This window comes from Erythrobacter aureus, from assembly GCF_003355455.1.
Lineage (GTDB): Bacteria > Pseudomonadota > Alphaproteobacteria > Sphingomonadales > Sphingomonadaceae > Qipengyuania > Qipengyuania aurea.
This window is the reverse complement of record NZ_CP031358.1, coordinates 56,304-70,444: the sequence shown is the minus strand read 5'-3', so window position 1 is coordinate 70,444 and position 14,141 is coordinate 56,304. Positions and strand designations below refer to the sequence as shown.

15 protein-coding genes are annotated in these 14,141 nt (G+C 59.8%); all 15 read left to right on the top strand.

The window, feature by feature from the left end; translation table 11 throughout:
- The first annotated feature begins 334 nt into the window (after nt 1–334).
- The 15 genes from DVR09_RS17260 (at nt 335) to DVR09_RS18055 (ending at nt 14,100) form a co-directional block, all read left to right on the top strand.
- A complete protein-coding gene (locus DVR09_RS17260; protein ID WP_162815006.1) occupies nt 335–1,132 on the top strand; it encodes a hypothetical protein in 798 nt (265 codons plus the stop codon).
- An 88-nt stretch (nt 1,133–1,220) separates the two neighbouring features.
- Complete coding sequence (gene radA / locus DVR09_RS14935; RefSeq protein ID WP_115418063.1) at nt 1,221–2,594, top strand: DNA repair protein RadA; 1,374 nt, start codon at nt 1,221–1,223, stop codon at nt 2,592–2,594.
- A complete protein-coding gene (locus DVR09_RS14930) occupies nt 2,594–2,917 on the top strand; it encodes a hypothetical protein (RefSeq protein ID WP_115418062.1) in 324 nt (107 codons plus the stop codon). The genes radA and DVR09_RS14930 overlap by 1 nt, the downstream gene beginning before the upstream one ends.
- A gap of 85 nt (nt 2,918–3,002) precedes the next feature.
- Nucleotides 3,003–5,147 (top strand): NAD-dependent DNA ligase LigA, encoded by a 2,145-nt coding sequence (gene ligA, locus DVR09_RS14925; protein WP_234041646.1) that lies wholly within the window; start codon nt 3,003–3,005, stop codon nt 5,145–5,147.
- A gap of 77 nt (nt 5,148–5,224) precedes the next feature.
- A complete protein-coding gene (locus DVR09_RS14920; protein WP_162815005.1) occupies nt 5,225–5,455 on the top strand; it encodes a ribbon-helix-helix domain-containing protein in 231 nt (76 codons plus the stop codon).
- Between the two features lie 105 nt (nt 5,456–5,560).
- Nucleotides 5,561–6,103, top strand: coding sequence for a hypothetical protein (locus tag DVR09_RS17255; RefSeq protein ID WP_162815004.1), 543 nt, complete (start codon nt 5,561–5,563; stop codon nt 6,101–6,103).
- An 11-nt stretch (nt 6,104–6,114) separates the two neighbouring features.
- Nucleotides 6,115–8,103 carry an ATP-dependent helicase gene (locus DVR09_RS14915; protein ID WP_162815003.1) on the top strand — a complete coding sequence of 663 codons (1,989 nt, stop codon included), beginning with the start codon at nt 6,115–6,117 and terminating at the stop codon, nt 8,101–8,103.
- A 15-nt stretch (nt 8,104–8,118) separates the two neighbouring features.
- Nucleotides 8,119–8,793: a dTMP kinase gene (tmk, locus tag DVR09_RS14910; RefSeq protein WP_115418058.1), complete on the top strand. Its 675-nt coding sequence runs from the start codon at nt 8,119–8,121 to the stop codon at nt 8,791–8,793.
- A gap of 39 nt (nt 8,794–8,832) precedes the next feature.
- Nucleotides 8,833–9,660, top strand: a complete 828-nt coding sequence (locus tag DVR09_RS14905; RefSeq protein WP_115418057.1) for a methyltransferase — start codon at nt 8,833–8,835, stop codon at nt 9,658–9,660.
- A gap of 252 nt (nt 9,661–9,912) precedes the next feature.
- Nucleotides 9,913–10,380: a hypothetical protein gene (locus DVR09_RS14900; protein ID WP_115418056.1), complete on the top strand. Its 468-nt coding sequence runs from the start codon at nt 9,913–9,915 to the stop codon at nt 10,378–10,380.
- 54 nt (nt 10,381–10,434) lie between these two features.
- Entirely contained in the window at nt 10,435–11,400 is a 966-nt protein-coding gene (locus DVR09_RS14895) for a phosphoadenosine phosphosulfate reductase domain-containing protein (protein ID WP_162815002.1), read from the top strand.
- A gap of 27 nt (nt 11,401–11,427) precedes the next feature.
- Nucleotides 11,428–11,634, top strand: a complete 207-nt coding sequence (locus DVR09_RS14890) for a hypothetical protein (protein WP_115418054.1) — start codon at nt 11,428–11,430, stop codon at nt 11,632–11,634.
- Complete coding sequence (locus DVR09_RS14885; RefSeq protein ID WP_115418053.1) at nt 11,634–11,918, top strand: hypothetical protein; 285 nt, start codon at nt 11,634–11,636, stop codon at nt 11,916–11,918. Before DVR09_RS14890 ends, DVR09_RS14885 begins: the two co-directional genes overlap by 1 nt.
- A gap of 67 nt (nt 11,919–11,985) precedes the next feature.
- The gene (locus tag DVR09_RS14880; protein WP_115418052.1) at nt 11,986–12,672 is read left to right on the top strand and encodes a hypothetical protein; all 687 of its coding nucleotides are present in this window, start codon (nt 11,986–11,988) and stop codon (nt 12,670–12,672) included.
- Nucleotides 12,673–12,696: 24 nt separating this feature from the next.
- Nucleotides 12,697–14,100, top strand: a complete 1,404-nt coding sequence (locus DVR09_RS18055) for an Eco57I restriction-modification methylase domain-containing protein (protein ID WP_115418051.1) — start codon at nt 12,697–12,699, stop codon at nt 14,098–14,100.
- The last annotated feature ends 41 nt before the right edge of the window (nt 14,101–14,141 follow it).

Genomic DNA, 14,141 nt, shown 5'->3' with positions numbered 1-14,141 from the left:
CAGATTCTGTCCCACCCAAAGCTCAGACCTGAAAGAGAACAGTGAACCTTATCGCGCAACCCGACAGCAAAAAAGACACCGCCATGAAGCGCGGAGCTGCCAGATTTGCGCGCCTGTCTCACAAGCGTCACCTGAGCAGGCCTGTACGTATTCAGCTCGCGCTTCAGCCCAGCTAACCCCCAATCGAGCGTCGTGTTTTGCGACACAACGCTCGCAGGCACTCAATTCGCCGAGCGAAGGCCCCTTAACCGAAACTCTCGCCCTCAATCTGCATTTCTACCTACACACTCTCACGAAAGCGAGAGCTAGGGAGACGCAGATTGTTTGAGGTAACATGCGAAGTTCGGCCAAATCTCGCCGCAAGAAGTCCAAGACCAGCCGATCATTGAAGATCGGCATTGCCGCCACATTCCTCACCTTCAGTGGAGCAGCGGCTGGCATGTTCATGGACGGTGTCTCTGAGACAATCCTGACATTCCGTGAAAAGCAGGCAACCCCACCTGCCTCACCGATTCCGGAATCCGCACAAGCACACCAGATGCCCCAGGCATCGATCGAGCCGATCCAACACGCTCCCGAACCTGAACCAGTCTGGTTTCCCGCGAATAACGCGGCTGAGTGGGGCATATCCATTCGCCCTGGTCAGCAGACCATTCCTGTGAGCATCGGCAATACCGAAAGCATGCAGAACGGCATCGTCCGATTTTACATCGCCACCGGATCTCGCTCAGCGCCTTGGCGCCCGGCTGCAACTGTTCACGTACGCGCGGGCAGCTCAGCCAGTATCCGCCTTCCCCAAGGCCAATACCTCGTCGCTCGCACCGCCGCCCCAACCACGCTGGACTATAGGGAAGCTGCCAGCCGCAAACCTGATGAATCAACCCAGCTGACAGTTGGCCCTAACCCGGGCGCACCAATCCAGATCGCCATCGACCGAACCGGAAGCATCCCCATCCAAAATGCTTCCTCCCCCCATAGGTATGCTCTGGCATCCAGTCAGCGATCAGGATCCACAACAGCTGCCAGCCGCTCTCGCGCGCTCCAGCCTGTGCGCTCCACTGCTACAGTCACGTCAGGGCGTGAACAGGAAGAGTATGCAGGCCTCGTCGAAGCATCGCTCAACGAGACCTAGCCTCCAAAAAAAGTAGTCCTCATCGTCCGATTTAGCCATCGGACTGCCCTATGAATATCAGTCTGAGAACTGAAATTCGTGAGGAAAAATGGCCAAGCCAAAGAAACGCTTTGTCTGCACCGCTTGTGGGGGTGCGAGCACCCAGTGGTCTGGCCAATGCAGTGACTGCTCAGAATGGAATACCCTGCAGGAAGATGCAGGGGGCAATGTAACCCCATTCTCTGCCAAGCATGACCTTTCGAGCGGCGGCTCGAAACTATCGATGACCCCGCTCAACACGCAGGTCGTCATGCCCGAACGTCTCAAGACCGGCATCGGCGAACTCGATACCGTCCTGGGCGGAGGCATCGTTCATGGCTCCGCTACCCTCCTTGGCGGCGAGCCGGGCATCGGCAAGTCGACCCTGCTCATCCAGACCGTCGCGCAGCTCGCGCGCGCCGGCAACAAGGTCGCCTACGTCTCCGGTGAGGAATCCGACAATCAGGTGCGCCTGCGCGCCCAGCGGCTGGGCCTCGCCGATGCACCGGTTGAACTCGCCTCTGGCTCTTCTGTTCGCGATATCCTGACCACCATGACCGAGCTTCGACCCGAAGTTCTCATCGTGGACTCGATCCAGACCGTTCACTCCGACCAGATTGAAGGCGCTCCCGGCACCGTGAGCCAAGTTCGCGCCTGCTCGAACGAACTGATCGGCTTTGCCAAGAAGACCGGCACAGCGCTGATCCTCGTCGGCCACGTCACCAAGGATGGCAACATCGCCGGCCCGCGCGTCCTCGAACACATGGTCGACACCGTCCTCTCCTTTGAGGGTGACCGCAGTCACCAGTTCCGCATGCTGCGGGCCGTGAAGAACCGCTTCGGCGGCACCGACGAGATCGGTGTCTTCTCCATGGGCGAGAAGGGTCTCGAAGAAGTCACCAACCCAAGCAGCCTCTTCCTCACCGAACGCGACCAGGCTGTATCAGGATCGGTCGTCTTTCCGGCTCTTGAAGGCACCCGGCCTGTTCTCGTCGAGATCCAAGCGCTGGTCGTCCGCCTCCAGTCAGGGGCCACGCCGCGCCGTTCCGTCGTCGGCTGGGACAACAACCGCCTCTCGATGGTCCTCGCCGTGCTCGAATCCCGCTACGGCCTCTCCTTCTCGAACGCAGAGGTCTATCTCGCGGTGTCCGGTGGCTACCGCATCAATGACCCGGGCGCGGACCTCGCTGTCGCAATGGCCCTCGTATCCGCCCTTGCCGACCAGCCGGTCCCCAATGAAACGATCGCCTTCGGTGAAATCAGCTTGTCTGGTGAGATCCGCTCCATCGCCCACATGGGCCTTCGCCTGAAGGAAGCCGCCAAGCTCGGCTTTACCAAGGCGGTGACCCCGCGAGGAATTGCCGAACCACCGAAGGGCATTCGCGTCGAAGCGCACCAGCGCATGAACAACATGATCGACGACGTCGTCAAGAAAGCTGGATAATGCCTGCGCTTGCACCCAATTCGAACATCGGCTCTCGGCACGGCGAGATGCATTCGCTCGTGAAGAACCCCTTCAAGGCCGACTTCATGCGCCGCAACTTCGATGCAGCGATCCAGACCTACGACACCAAGCATCGCAACTTTATCCATCCCAGCGGCATCCGCTGCAAAGGCAACGGCTGGGCCGTCCACTTCTGGCGCGGCTTCGACCAGGTCGATCTCGACTATACCGGCCTCAGAGATAGCGCTGCCTACGCGATGTACCGCGCGGGCAAAGCCATCGGGAAAGCGCTTGAAAAAGAGGCAGTGACCTCTCCACAATAATCGCCTCCAGCGAATTCGACCTATCCAGATACCAATCAGACTGCTGCGCCCACTGAGGCGTACGCACCAATATGAGGAAATGCCCGTGGACCTTTTCGAAACTCTCGATAAGCCCGAGACCACCGAAGCCGAGGCAAAGGCCGAGCTGGAAACGCTGCGCGCTGACATCGCACGTCACAATCAGCTGTATCACGGCGATGACAATCCCGAGATAAGCGACGGCGACTATGACGCCCTCGTCCGCCGGCATAACGAGCTCGAGGCAGCCTTCCCCTCGCTCGCATCCGCCGATGCACCGACCCAGAAGGTCGGCAGCGCGCCCTCCCCGATCTTCGGGAAGATCACCCATGCTCTTCCCATGCTGAGCCTGGCCAACGCGTTCACTCGCGAAGACGTCGAGGAATTCATCGCGACTGTGCGCTCGCACCTCGGCCTCACGGCTGACGATTTCATCTCCTTCACCGCCGAGCCCAAGATCGACGGTCTCTCGCTCTCGCTTCGTTACGAGAATGGCGTTCTCGTCAGCGCCGCCACCCGCGGCGACGGCGAAACCGGCGAAGACGTCACCGCAAACGCCCTCGTGCTCGATGATATTCCTCAGCGGCTGCCCGCGCCCGTCCCCGACGTGCTCGAGGTCCGCGGCGAGGTCTACATGGCCAAAGCCGAGTTCGCGGCAATCAACGAAGAGCGCGCGGCCAACAACAAGAAGCTCGTCGCCAACCCGCGCAACGGCGCATCTGGTGCGCTTCGTCAGAAGGACCCGGCCAAGACTGCACAGCGCCGGCTCAACTTCTTCGCCTATGCCACCGGTGAGCTGAGCGAGAACCTCGGCATCGCCCAGACCGAAGTCATCTCGGAACTCGAACGCCTCGGCTTCAAGACCAATCCTCTCTTCATCGAATGCTCCAACGTCGATGAACTCGTCGAACATTACGAGAAGATCGGCACCCTGCGCGCTGACCTCGAATACGACATCGACGGTGTGGTCTATAAGGTGAACGAGGTCGGCCGCCAGAAGAAGCTCGGCAACGTCTCGCGCACTCCGCGCTGGGCGATCGCACACAAGTTCCCTGCAGAACGTGCAATCACCCGCCTCAACGCCATCGACATCCAGGTAGGCCGCACAGGCGCCCAGACACCCGTCGCGCGCCTCGAGCCCGTCACTGTCGGCGGAACCGTCATCTCGAACGCCACCCTCCACAACGAGGACTACATCCGCGAGAACGACATCCGCGTCGGCGACCTTGTCATCCTCCAGCGTGCCGGCGACGTTATCCCGCAGATCCTCGGTGTCGCTCCTTCGGACGAAGACCGTAGCGGCCGCGAGGCCTACGTCTTTCCCACCGAATGCGCTGCCTGCGGTGGCCACACCAATCGTCCCGAAGGCGAAGCCGTCCGCCGCTGCACCGAAGGTCTCAGCTGCACCGCCCAGCGCCTTGAGCGCCTGATCCACATGGTCTCGCGTGACGCGCTCAACATCGAAGGCTTCGGCTCGGAAGCCATGAGCGAGTTCGTCGAATTCGGCCTCGTGACCGAACCCGCCGACATTTTCCGCCTCCACGAGAAGCGCGACAAGATCGTGAACATTCCCGGCTGGGGCACCACGAGCGTTCACAAGCTCTTCACCGCAATCGAAGAGCGCCGCGCTTCGCCGCTCAACCGCGTGATCTACTGCCTCGGCATCCACCAAGTCGGCCGTAGCGCCACGCGGGACTTTGCCCGCAAATTCCAGTCGTACGATGCGTTCATCGCCAAAGTCGACGAGCTCATCGAAGCGCGCAACAACGTCGAAGCCGTGATGCATCCCGACGACTGGAAGAAACACTACCGTCGGACCATCTCCGAACTCGCAGCTTCGCTGGAGATGCCTGGCATCGGTCCCGAAATCCTCGGCCGACTGCTCGACTTCTACGAAGACGAGACCAGCCGCGCTATCGCAGACCGCTTGGCTGAGCAGATGACGATCGAGGACGTGATCCACAAAACGACCCAGTCCGCGCTCACCGGCAAGACCATCGTCTTCACCGGCACGCTCGAAACCATGACCCGCAACGAAGCGAAGGCCATGGCAGAAGGCCTCGGCGCCAAGGTCTCCGGCAGCGTATCGGCCAAGACAGACATGCTCGTCTACGGCCCTGGCGCTGGCTCGAAGCTCAAGAAGGCCCAAGACCTCGGCGTGGAAACCATTACCGAAGCCGAATGGAACGAGCGCGCCAAGCCTTCCGACTAACGCCCAAATGGAATGCTCATGGTCGCTTGGGGTCTTTCTGGATCCCTCACAAGCTGCTAACATGCTTACACGCGACCATGAGCACTCAGAAATCTTCACCCGCCAAGCCAACTTCCAAGCCAAGGAAGCAGTCACGCGCAAAAGCGCGCGACGGCAAGAAGGCTATCGTCGGGTACTTCTCTCCTGAGCTGAGCAAGCAAATCCAGATACTCGCCATTCAGGAAGATAAGTCGATGCAGGCTCTCGTCGGAGAAGCCCTAGACATGCTTCTCGAAAATCGCGGTATGCCGCCCGCCGGCGAGCGCTGAGGCAGAGCCACCCCCAAACAAGCGCCAGAAACCCTTTGTCTGGATGTTTCAGGAAGTGGTAGGCTATCCGACGAACTAAGTTCCTCGGAGGAAAAATTGTCCGACATGACCACCTACCGGGCGGGTTACCGCTGCGGCGGTTGCGAAACGCCGTTTCACAAAGAAACGCCGACCCACTGCACCGTCGAAGTCTACTACGCCTTCGCAAAGAGCCTTCGCTGTCCACATTGCGGTTCAGACAAGATCTCTATCGGCCTCGGCCTCACCGATGAGGAAAACAAGGCACTCATCGCCGACGGCCATTGGCGGACACGCGCCGAGAACTGGAAATATCGCGGTGAAGTCGGACTCTCCGCGAAGACCATCTACAACCACTTCATGGGGCACGCCGGAGCAAAGCCCAGCGTTCCCCAGGATCCATCCGACCTTCGCAGATGCCTCCTCCTGCTCGAGCATGTCCCCGAGTGGAAGCCCCGCATGGATGAAATGCGCACTGTTTCCGCTCAGTGGGCCCTTCTTATCGATCGCTGGGACGATCTCCTGAAGACCTACGCCGAAGAACTGGCCGACGGCACGGGCAAAGCTCCGCGCACCTACGCCATCCTCCAGCAGGCCGCATCCTACCGCGCGCCCGCAGAAGCATCCTGATTGGATTATCCGTGAACGACGAACTCATCGCCGACCTCAACCCATCACAGCGCGAGGCCGTCCTTCACACCGACGGACCAGCCGTTGTAATCGCCGGACCTGGCTCGGGCAAGACCAAGACCCTCACCAAGCGCGCTGCTCGGCTGGTCCAGAGCGGCATCGCACCCGAGCGCATTCTTCTGATCACCTTCTCCCGTGCCTCAGCAAAGGAGATGCTCTCGCGCGCCAAGGCTCTCGACAACCGCTGCCAGTTCATTTCGGGCGGCACCTTCCATGCCACCGCCACCAAGGTGATCAACCAGAACGCCCATGTCTTTGGCGCGGACAAGCCCTTCACCATTCTAGACCCCGAAGACGTGACCGAGATCGTGAAGCGCATCATCGCTCCTCTCAAGGAAGGCGATAAGCGCAACTGGCCGCGCGCCTCCACCATAGCGAAAATCATCAGCTTCGCCGCCAACACCAAGCTTCCTATCGAGGAAGCAATCGAGCGGAAGAATGCCGACTATCTCGAATTCGTCGACGAGATCTCACAGACCCGCGACCTCTTCACCACCTACAAGCTCGACAAGGGCCTTCTCGATTACGACGATTGCCTGATCTACTTTGCTGCGCTGCTCGAAGACCCGACCATCGGTCCCCTTGTGCGCCGCAACTGGTCGCACATCATGGTCGACGAATACCAAGACACGAACGCACTGCAACTCGACATCGTCTACGGTCTTGCCGGCGAACAGCAGAACGTCCTTATCGTCGGCGACCCCGGCCAGTCCATCTATGGCTTCCGGGGATCCGCGCCAGATACCATGGTCGGCTTCATCAAGCGCTTCCCCCAGACCCGCGTGATCAAGCTCGAGACCAACTACCGATCCGCGCAGGAAATCGTCGACATCGTGAATGCGATCGACGCCGACATGGAAATCGGCTTTGAACGCACCCTGCGCTCCAACCAGGGCCCTTCGAAGTCCAAGCCGGAAGTCCGAGAAGTCGCAGACAACGTCGCCGAGGCCGGCGCCATCGCCGACGCTATCATCGAAGACAAGAACGAAGGCGGTGAAGTTTCCAATCACGCTGTCCTCGTTCGCTCGATGTCCTACGCCCGTCGCATCGAAGCCGAGTTCATCAGCCGCCAAATCCCGTACCGTGTTGTCGGCGGAATTCGTATCGACGAGGCAGCCCATATCAAGGATCTCCTCTCAATTGCCCGGGTTTCCGTGAATCCTGAGCATGAGCCCGCCTGGCTGCGTCTGATCCAGCGGTATCCGAGGATCGGACCGAAATCCGCTGACCAGATCGTCGAGCAACTCTCGAAGGTCACCGATACCGCGGAAGCGAAGCGCATCCTCGCCAAGGAGGAGGCCGCTCGCAAGACATCCTTCGATGGTCTCGGCTACGCTCTCAGCGCACTCGCATCGAGCGCGCCGCCAGCCGACCTTCTCGGCAATGTCGCCGCCATCATGGACCCCTTCTGGGAGACTGTATGGAAAGACGACTGGGCCGACCGGCGCAAGGATATCGATGCCGTTCTGCTGATCGCAGCGGAACATCACACGCTCGACGACTTCCTCACCGCCATTACTCTCGACCATTCGCTCGAGAAGAAGGCCGCCGAAGCGTCCCAGAAAACCGACGAGAAGCCGGTCACGATCTCTACCGTGCATGGCGCGAAAGGCCTCGAATGGCCCACCGTCCATTGCCCGTCCTTCATTCGTGGTCACATGCCCTCGAATTACGCGCAGTCCCCTGAGGACTTCGGCGAGGAGATGCGCATCTTCTACGTCGCGGTAAGCCGCGCCATGAAGAACCTCTTCTTCTACAAGCCTGCATATGACGCGAGCGGCAGTTTCACCACGCCCTCCGACTATGAGCGCCTGATCGCTCCGTATGTCAGCTTCGAACGGCTGGTGAACCAGAGCATCCCGGTCGCCGGCGGTGCCGTCAAAACCAACGCGCGCATCGACATGCGCTCGAAGCTCCTGGGACACGTCCCTCACAACTGATCGGATTGAAAAGTCATGACTGGATCATTCATCGCATTCGACGGCCCGAACGGTGTCGGGAAAAGCTCGGCCATGAAAACGGTCGCTGAAGCATTGGGCTCTAGCGGCCGCGACGTCGTCGTCACCCGCGAACCCGGCGGAACCAAACTTGCCGAAGAACTCCGCGGACTTCTTCTTGATCCATCTCATCCGATGGATACGACAACCCAGCTGCTGATCTTCAACGCAGCGCGGCGCTCACACATCCTCGACGTCATCCGTCCGAATGTCGAAGCTGGCCGCATCGTGCTGTGCGATCGTTTCATCTCCTCCAGCCTGGTCTTTCAGACCCTGAAGCCTGACGGCGGCCCCGACCTCTCGGTCGACGAAGTGCTCGATGCACACCGGCGTTACTGCTTCAACGAAATGCCCGATCTCACCGTCTACCTCCATGCGCCGCACGAGGTTCGCGCGCAGCGAATTGCCCACCGCGCCGGAGCTCCGGTGGACCGCTTCGAGGAATATGACGACGCGTTCGACCGCGCAGCAGCAGATCGCTTCGCCCTTTGCGGAGCTCTCCTCCGCTCGCCCTATGCAATGATCGACGCCTCCCCGGCCGCCGACGAAGTCGCCGCCGCGTGCCTCCGCGTCGTCGAAGGTCACTTGGCCGGCGCTAAGATCGCACGACAGGAAGTAAGGGCAGTGGTCTGACGAATTAGAGGGATACCCCTCCTATCGCAGGAAAGAATTATGGCTAAGCTCACCCGCGCCCAACTCCAGGGCCACAACCACGCAATGGAAATGCTCAACGTCGATCGGGACCTGACCATCGATGAGAGGTTCGCAATCCTTGAGCGCTACCATGAAGGCGCAACCCATTCGAACGCTGCAACCTCGGCGTTCTTCACTCCGGTGGAGCTCGCCACCCACTTCGCCATGGAAGTCCCCGCTGGCGGCCACATCCTCGACCTGTGCGCAGGCATCGGCGCGCTTTCCGTCGCAACCCTTGCCTATCACCAGCAGAACCCCGGTCGACACAAGTTCACCCTGGTCGAGCTCGATCCCGAATACTGCAAGGTTGCGCGTCGGCTACTGCCCGACGCGACCGTCATCTGTGGCTCGATCTTCGACCCTGACGTTCAGGCCATGCTTCGCAAGCAGCGCTATGACGTAGCCATTGCGAACCCTCCCTATGGCACGCTCAACGCTGCAAACGGCGCCGCGCCCCGCTATACCGGCAAGAAATGCGAATACAGCGTCATCGACGTCGCATCCGACCTTGCCGATATTGGCGTCTTCCTCATCCCTCAGGAATCAGTTCCGTTCAAGATGAGCGGCGTCAGCCAGAACACCTTCGACAACGGCTCGGAAGCCTACCAGAAATTTCAGCGAGAAACGCATATCGAGCTGCAGCCCAACATGGGCATCGACACGAGCTTCGCTGAAAAGCAATGGCGCGGCACGAGCATTCGCACCGAAATTGCTCTTTGCGATTTCCGCGAGGTTCGAGCGGCTCGCACAGCCGCCGAAACCGAGAAAACCACCGGCCAGACGAACCTCTTCTCCGCCGCCGCCTGACCAAAGCTTCCTGTAAATTCCTCATCGCAGGAACTTTTCTGGATGTTTTGCAAAATTCCATTGGCCCATTCTTCCTGAAACGCTATTGTCTTCCCAAGCGCTGCAAAAATCTTGCTGCGACTAACCTTCTTCGGGGGAAGAATACATGCGGGGGAACATTCCCAATACCGTTTCTCGCGTCCGTTCATCCCTCCGGGATTGTTCGGGGGCCGACGATTGAGCCAGGTTGCAGAACCTAGCGCTGCAAGCGCCTTGAAGCTCCCTGCTGTCACGCAGGAAGAGCGCTTCGAGGCTCGTCTCCACGCGCTGGTCATCAATGCCATCGGACTGCGCCGCGGCGACTGCATCTATGTGTCGCCGACCCTGAACATTCAGCGCGCTACGGCCCGGGAGATGGGCGCGTCCTTCGTTTCCAAGATGAAGGATGCCAACATCTTCCTCTTCGCCTCTGTAAGCGAAATGGAGCTGATCCGGCGCGTCAACAAGCTACCGCCCGGCTCTCGCGTGATCTCCTACAGTGACGAGAGCCAAGTCGACAACATGTCGCTCAGCAGCTTCGAAGCCGCGACTGCGTGCATCTTCGATCCCAACTGCCGCAAGGTCGTACGGGTCTTCGACCCTCCTCGCAAAGGAAGGGGAGATTACCTGCATATCGAGATGTCCGAACTCGCAGATTCGACCCTCTCTATGCAGGCGACAAGGATTGCTTCGCTCCGGTGAAGGAGCGTGCGCGAGGAAATTGCCTGGCGCCGCCGAACACCCCGGAGAATGCTTATGGCCTTTGACCACGCCGAATTCGAACGCCGCGGCGTAGAGCTGCCCCGGCTCTTCCCTGCAGAAGAGCAGGCTGGCTTCGCCTTCGCAGACGACGATGCCCTGCCCGACCCTATGGATCTAGTGCGCCAGGGCGCGCTCGTCGTGGCTTCGCACTCCGGCGGCAAGGACGGGCAGGCCATGCTCGTCCATCTCGTGGAGCGCTTGAAGGTCCCCACTTCCCAGATTGTTTGCATCCACGCCGATCTGGGCGAAGCCGAGTGGGAAGGCACAGCCGACCACGCCCGCGCCAACGCGGAAGCCTACGGCATCCCCTTCCTCGTCTGCAAAGCGCAGAACAAGGACGGCGAGGCGAAAGACCTGCTCGACTATGTCGACCAGCGCGGCCAGTTCATGTCTTCGTCTGCCAGATTTTGCACCAGCGACTGGAAGCGCGGGCCGATCAGGCGGACCATCAATGCCTATCGCGAGGAGATTGGTCATACCAGCCCATACGTCCTGAATTGCATGGGCCTTCGCGGCGAGGAATCCAGCGCTCGCGCGAAACTCGAACCTCTCCAGTTCGTGAAATCGGCATCCTGTCCGCCTAAGCCCTACCCAGAAATCCTCGAAGCCGAAACTCGCGCGACGCGCCGGGTCTTCTTCGACTGGCACCCGATCCACCACTTCTCGGAAGAGCAAGTTTTCGCGACGATCGCGGCGGGCGGTCAGGATCCACACTGGGCCTACACCACCGCCAACGCGAGGCGTTTATCCTGCCTTGTTTGCATTTTTTCCCAAGAGCAGGATATTCTTGCGGCCGTTAAGCATTCTTCCAAAGGTCGCGAGTATGCTCGCAGGGTAATTGCTCTGGAAGAAAAGCACGATCACACGATTTTACCCCTCAAGTCAATGGGCAGGGGTAAGCCTCCGGTAAAGCGGTGGCTCAAGGACATCGTCGGCGATTTGCTCGACGAAGCAGCTTAACTCTCAACCACTCTCAGGGATCTTTCTATGCCAAAACAACCCATCCAGGGTGCGCGTCACAACGCCATCCTCGCAGGACTTCGGCTTCTTCTCGAACATGGCGACCGGCTTCCGCCCGCCATCAAGGACATCGCCACGAACGGCGGTACGCAGGAGATGATCACGCCGAAGGCCGTCGACGAGCTCTGTGAGCAGATCAACACCGAAGGGCTTACTCTTGGGAGTGATGACTAATGGGCGCTGTCGCACAAACCGCCGCGGACATTATCCGCTCCGAGCTCGAGCTCGGCAACAAAGGCTCGCGCCTCGTTGAGCAACCCAACGTGCCTACCACGCTCCGCATCGCAGAGCTGCTTCGCAAAGGCGTTCGTCGCGGCATCGTTCCTCAGTGGACTCTTCGCACCGCAGTCGGCGTTAAGCCCTCGGAGGCACAGCTCAACAGCATCGCCGACCAGGTCGAAGAAGCATTCACTTCAGGCTGCGAGCCGATCGACTGGCGCATCGACGTCTATCGCTGATCGGGGGTTCGCCTCGCTCCGCGAACGAGGCTCCCGTTATCCGAAACACCAGCTATAGGCTATCTGCATGACATATCCGCTTCACAGCAAAGCTGAGCGTGACGCCGAAGGCGCGCTCGATTTCACGGGCGACCTCTACAAGGTCGGCCAGCCGTTCAACGATCTCATCTCCGAAATCCAGGGCCACCTCGACAGATCATTCGATGCGGCGAAGATGAAGGTCACCGGCCGCAATTCGCCCGGCCACCGCCAGATCATTGTCGAAGTGTATGCGACCGCCGAGATCGATTTCGAGAAAAGCGACGCCAAGGCTGAGCGCGAAAAGCTCTTCGAGGAAATCGCCGATCAAGTCTGGCGTTTCGGCTTCGACAATTCCAAATTCGAAACGGACCAGTTCACCCGATCCTTCTCCGTCGAAGTCTCGGTCGCAGAGCGCTACTGGGCCAATCTCCAAAAACGCGTTGGGCCAGATGTCATCGACGGGACTGTTTCCCTTTCGAAGTTCAAGCGAGAGCTCGAACCTGGCCACTTCTTCGAAGATGCTCGTCCCGAGGGCGACGTAGCCGCACGCTACCTCGTCGAGAAAGTTGGCACTCGGATCGTGGTGGTCGACGATCGCCGCCCTGAAGCGCGGCTCCACTGGGATTTCCCGTGCAGTGCCGGCTTCCTTTGTGACGGCAAACAGGTTCGTTTCGCTCAGGGCTCGCTCGAAGATCCGTTCGCTTACTCTCTCTACAACTGGGTACGTCCCTAAACCCAGACTAAGGTCAAACAATCCATGAAGCCTGCAAGCGCCCTTGAATTCGAGTTCAGCGGCGATCCCCTCGCTGCGGACATAGACAAAATCCACCGTGGCACGGCGATCTACACTGCCATTCCTGAAATCGAAGCCCTCCTCGACCGTCTCGGCTGGCCGGACCAGGGCACACGCCTTCTTGACCCGGGCGCAGGAAACGGCGGCTTCCTCGTTGCAGCTCTCGCGCGGATCGACATGAAGAAAGACGACGTCGAAACCGCCGTCCATCGCATTCGCGGTTATGAGTTTCATCCGAGCGCTGCACAATCTGCCCGGCGCGCTGTCTCCGACCATCTCCTCTCGCGCGGATGGACAATCCCCGCAGCGGATAAAGCCGCGGTCAATATCGTAGAGATCCGCGACTTCCTCCTCTCGCCGGTTCCTGTCGGTCAATTCGACATCATCGCCGCTAACCCGCCCTACTGGCGTCTCGCCAATCTTCCGCCGGAAAGCGCGTACCGCTTCCAATTCGAGACCCAAATTCCCGCGCATGCGAAAGCCGACCTGCTTTACGCATACCTCAACAAAGCGGTCGATATCGTTCACCCAGATGGGCTTATCGGCCTCGTCACGGCAGATCGGTGGCTGCTCAACAAAGGCTCTGCAGATCTCCGCGCCAAGATCGGCGAGCGATACACCGTTCATGACATTCAGCGCCTTGAATCGAAGAGCGCCTTTTATCGTCCGAAGACGAGGCGGAAAGGCTCGCCTGCCCGAGTCCATCCCGTCAGTCTGGTCCTCTCACCTGGAGACAGTGGCCGCAGACTGACTGCCGAGCCCTTCATGATCGAAGAGCTTCCAGAGATCGACGGAACGCCTCTCGCCGACATCGCGACAATCCGGCTGGCGCCTTGGCTTGGCCCTGACGGCATATTCATCGTATTCGACAAGACCGGCCTGCCCGAAGAGCGGCTCATCCCATGCGTAGAACCGGAAAATCTGTGCCCGCAAACCGATACCATCACCGGCTTCAACCGGTGGGCCCTCCTCACAGATAAAGCCGAGCCCGAAGCATCGGTCCTCGATCACCTAGACAACCAGTTGGAACGGATGCCCAATCGCGGACAGCGCGAACCTCGCTGGCTACCGCCAGAGCCCTTTGCTGGGAAACTACCCTTGTCCGACGATGCTGTGCTTGTGCCTCGCATTGCCAAAAACCTCCGACCGATCCTTCTGCCAGCCGGCACCATGCCGGTGAACCATAACCTCGTGGTCGTCGCAGGCATTCCGGCCGCACAGCTGATCGAAATGCTCAAACACCCGCTTGTCCAACGCCAGGCAGACGTTTTGGCCCTTCGCCTTGAGAATGGATATCGCAGCTATACCGCCACCCTGCTTCGCCAGCTGATCATTCCACGCGAAGCCTTGCCAGAAAATATTTCCTAGATTTTCCAGAACAGCACTACCCATTTACCTCAAATCCGGCG

What these genes read in the sequence shown, in the direction of transcription:
- DVR09_RS17260 (WP_162815006.1), top strand. Translation starts at nt 335, where the DNA reads ATGCGAAGTTCGGCCAAATCTCGCCGCAAGAAGTCCAAGACCAGCCGA.
- radA (WP_115418063.1), top strand. Translation starts at nt 1,221, where the DNA reads ATGGCCAAGCCAAAGAAACGCTTTGTCTGCACCGCTTGTGGGGGTGCG.
- DVR09_RS14930 (WP_115418062.1), top strand. Translation starts at nt 2,594, where the DNA reads ATGCCTGCGCTTGCACCCAATTCGAACATCGGCTCTCGGCACGGCGAG.
- DVR09_RS14920 (WP_162815005.1), top strand. Translation starts at nt 5,225, where the DNA reads ATGAGCACTCAGAAATCTTCACCCGCCAAGCCAACTTCCAAGCCAAGG.
- DVR09_RS17255 (WP_162815004.1), top strand. Translation starts at nt 5,561, where the DNA reads ATGACCACCTACCGGGCGGGTTACCGCTGCGGCGGTTGCGAAACGCCG.
- tmk (WP_115418058.1), top strand. Translation starts at nt 8,119, where the DNA reads ATGACTGGATCATTCATCGCATTCGACGGCCCGAACGGTGTCGGGAAA.
- DVR09_RS14905 (WP_115418057.1), top strand. Translation starts at nt 8,833, where the DNA reads ATGGCTAAGCTCACCCGCGCCCAACTCCAGGGCCACAACCACGCAATG.
- DVR09_RS14895 (WP_162815002.1), top strand. Translation starts at nt 10,435, where the DNA reads ATGGCCTTTGACCACGCCGAATTCGAACGCCGCGGCGTAGAGCTGCCC.
- DVR09_RS14890 (WP_115418054.1), top strand. Translation starts at nt 11,428, where the DNA reads ATGCCAAAACAACCCATCCAGGGTGCGCGTCACAACGCCATCCTCGCA.
- DVR09_RS14885 (WP_115418053.1), top strand. Translation starts at nt 11,634, where the DNA reads ATGGGCGCTGTCGCACAAACCGCCGCGGACATTATCCGCTCCGAGCTC.
- DVR09_RS14880 (WP_115418052.1), top strand. Translation starts at nt 11,986, where the DNA reads ATGACATATCCGCTTCACAGCAAAGCTGAGCGTGACGCCGAAGGCGCG.
- DVR09_RS18055 (WP_115418051.1), top strand. Translation starts at nt 12,697, where the DNA reads ATGAAGCCTGCAAGCGCCCTTGAATTCGAGTTCAGCGGCGATCCCCTC.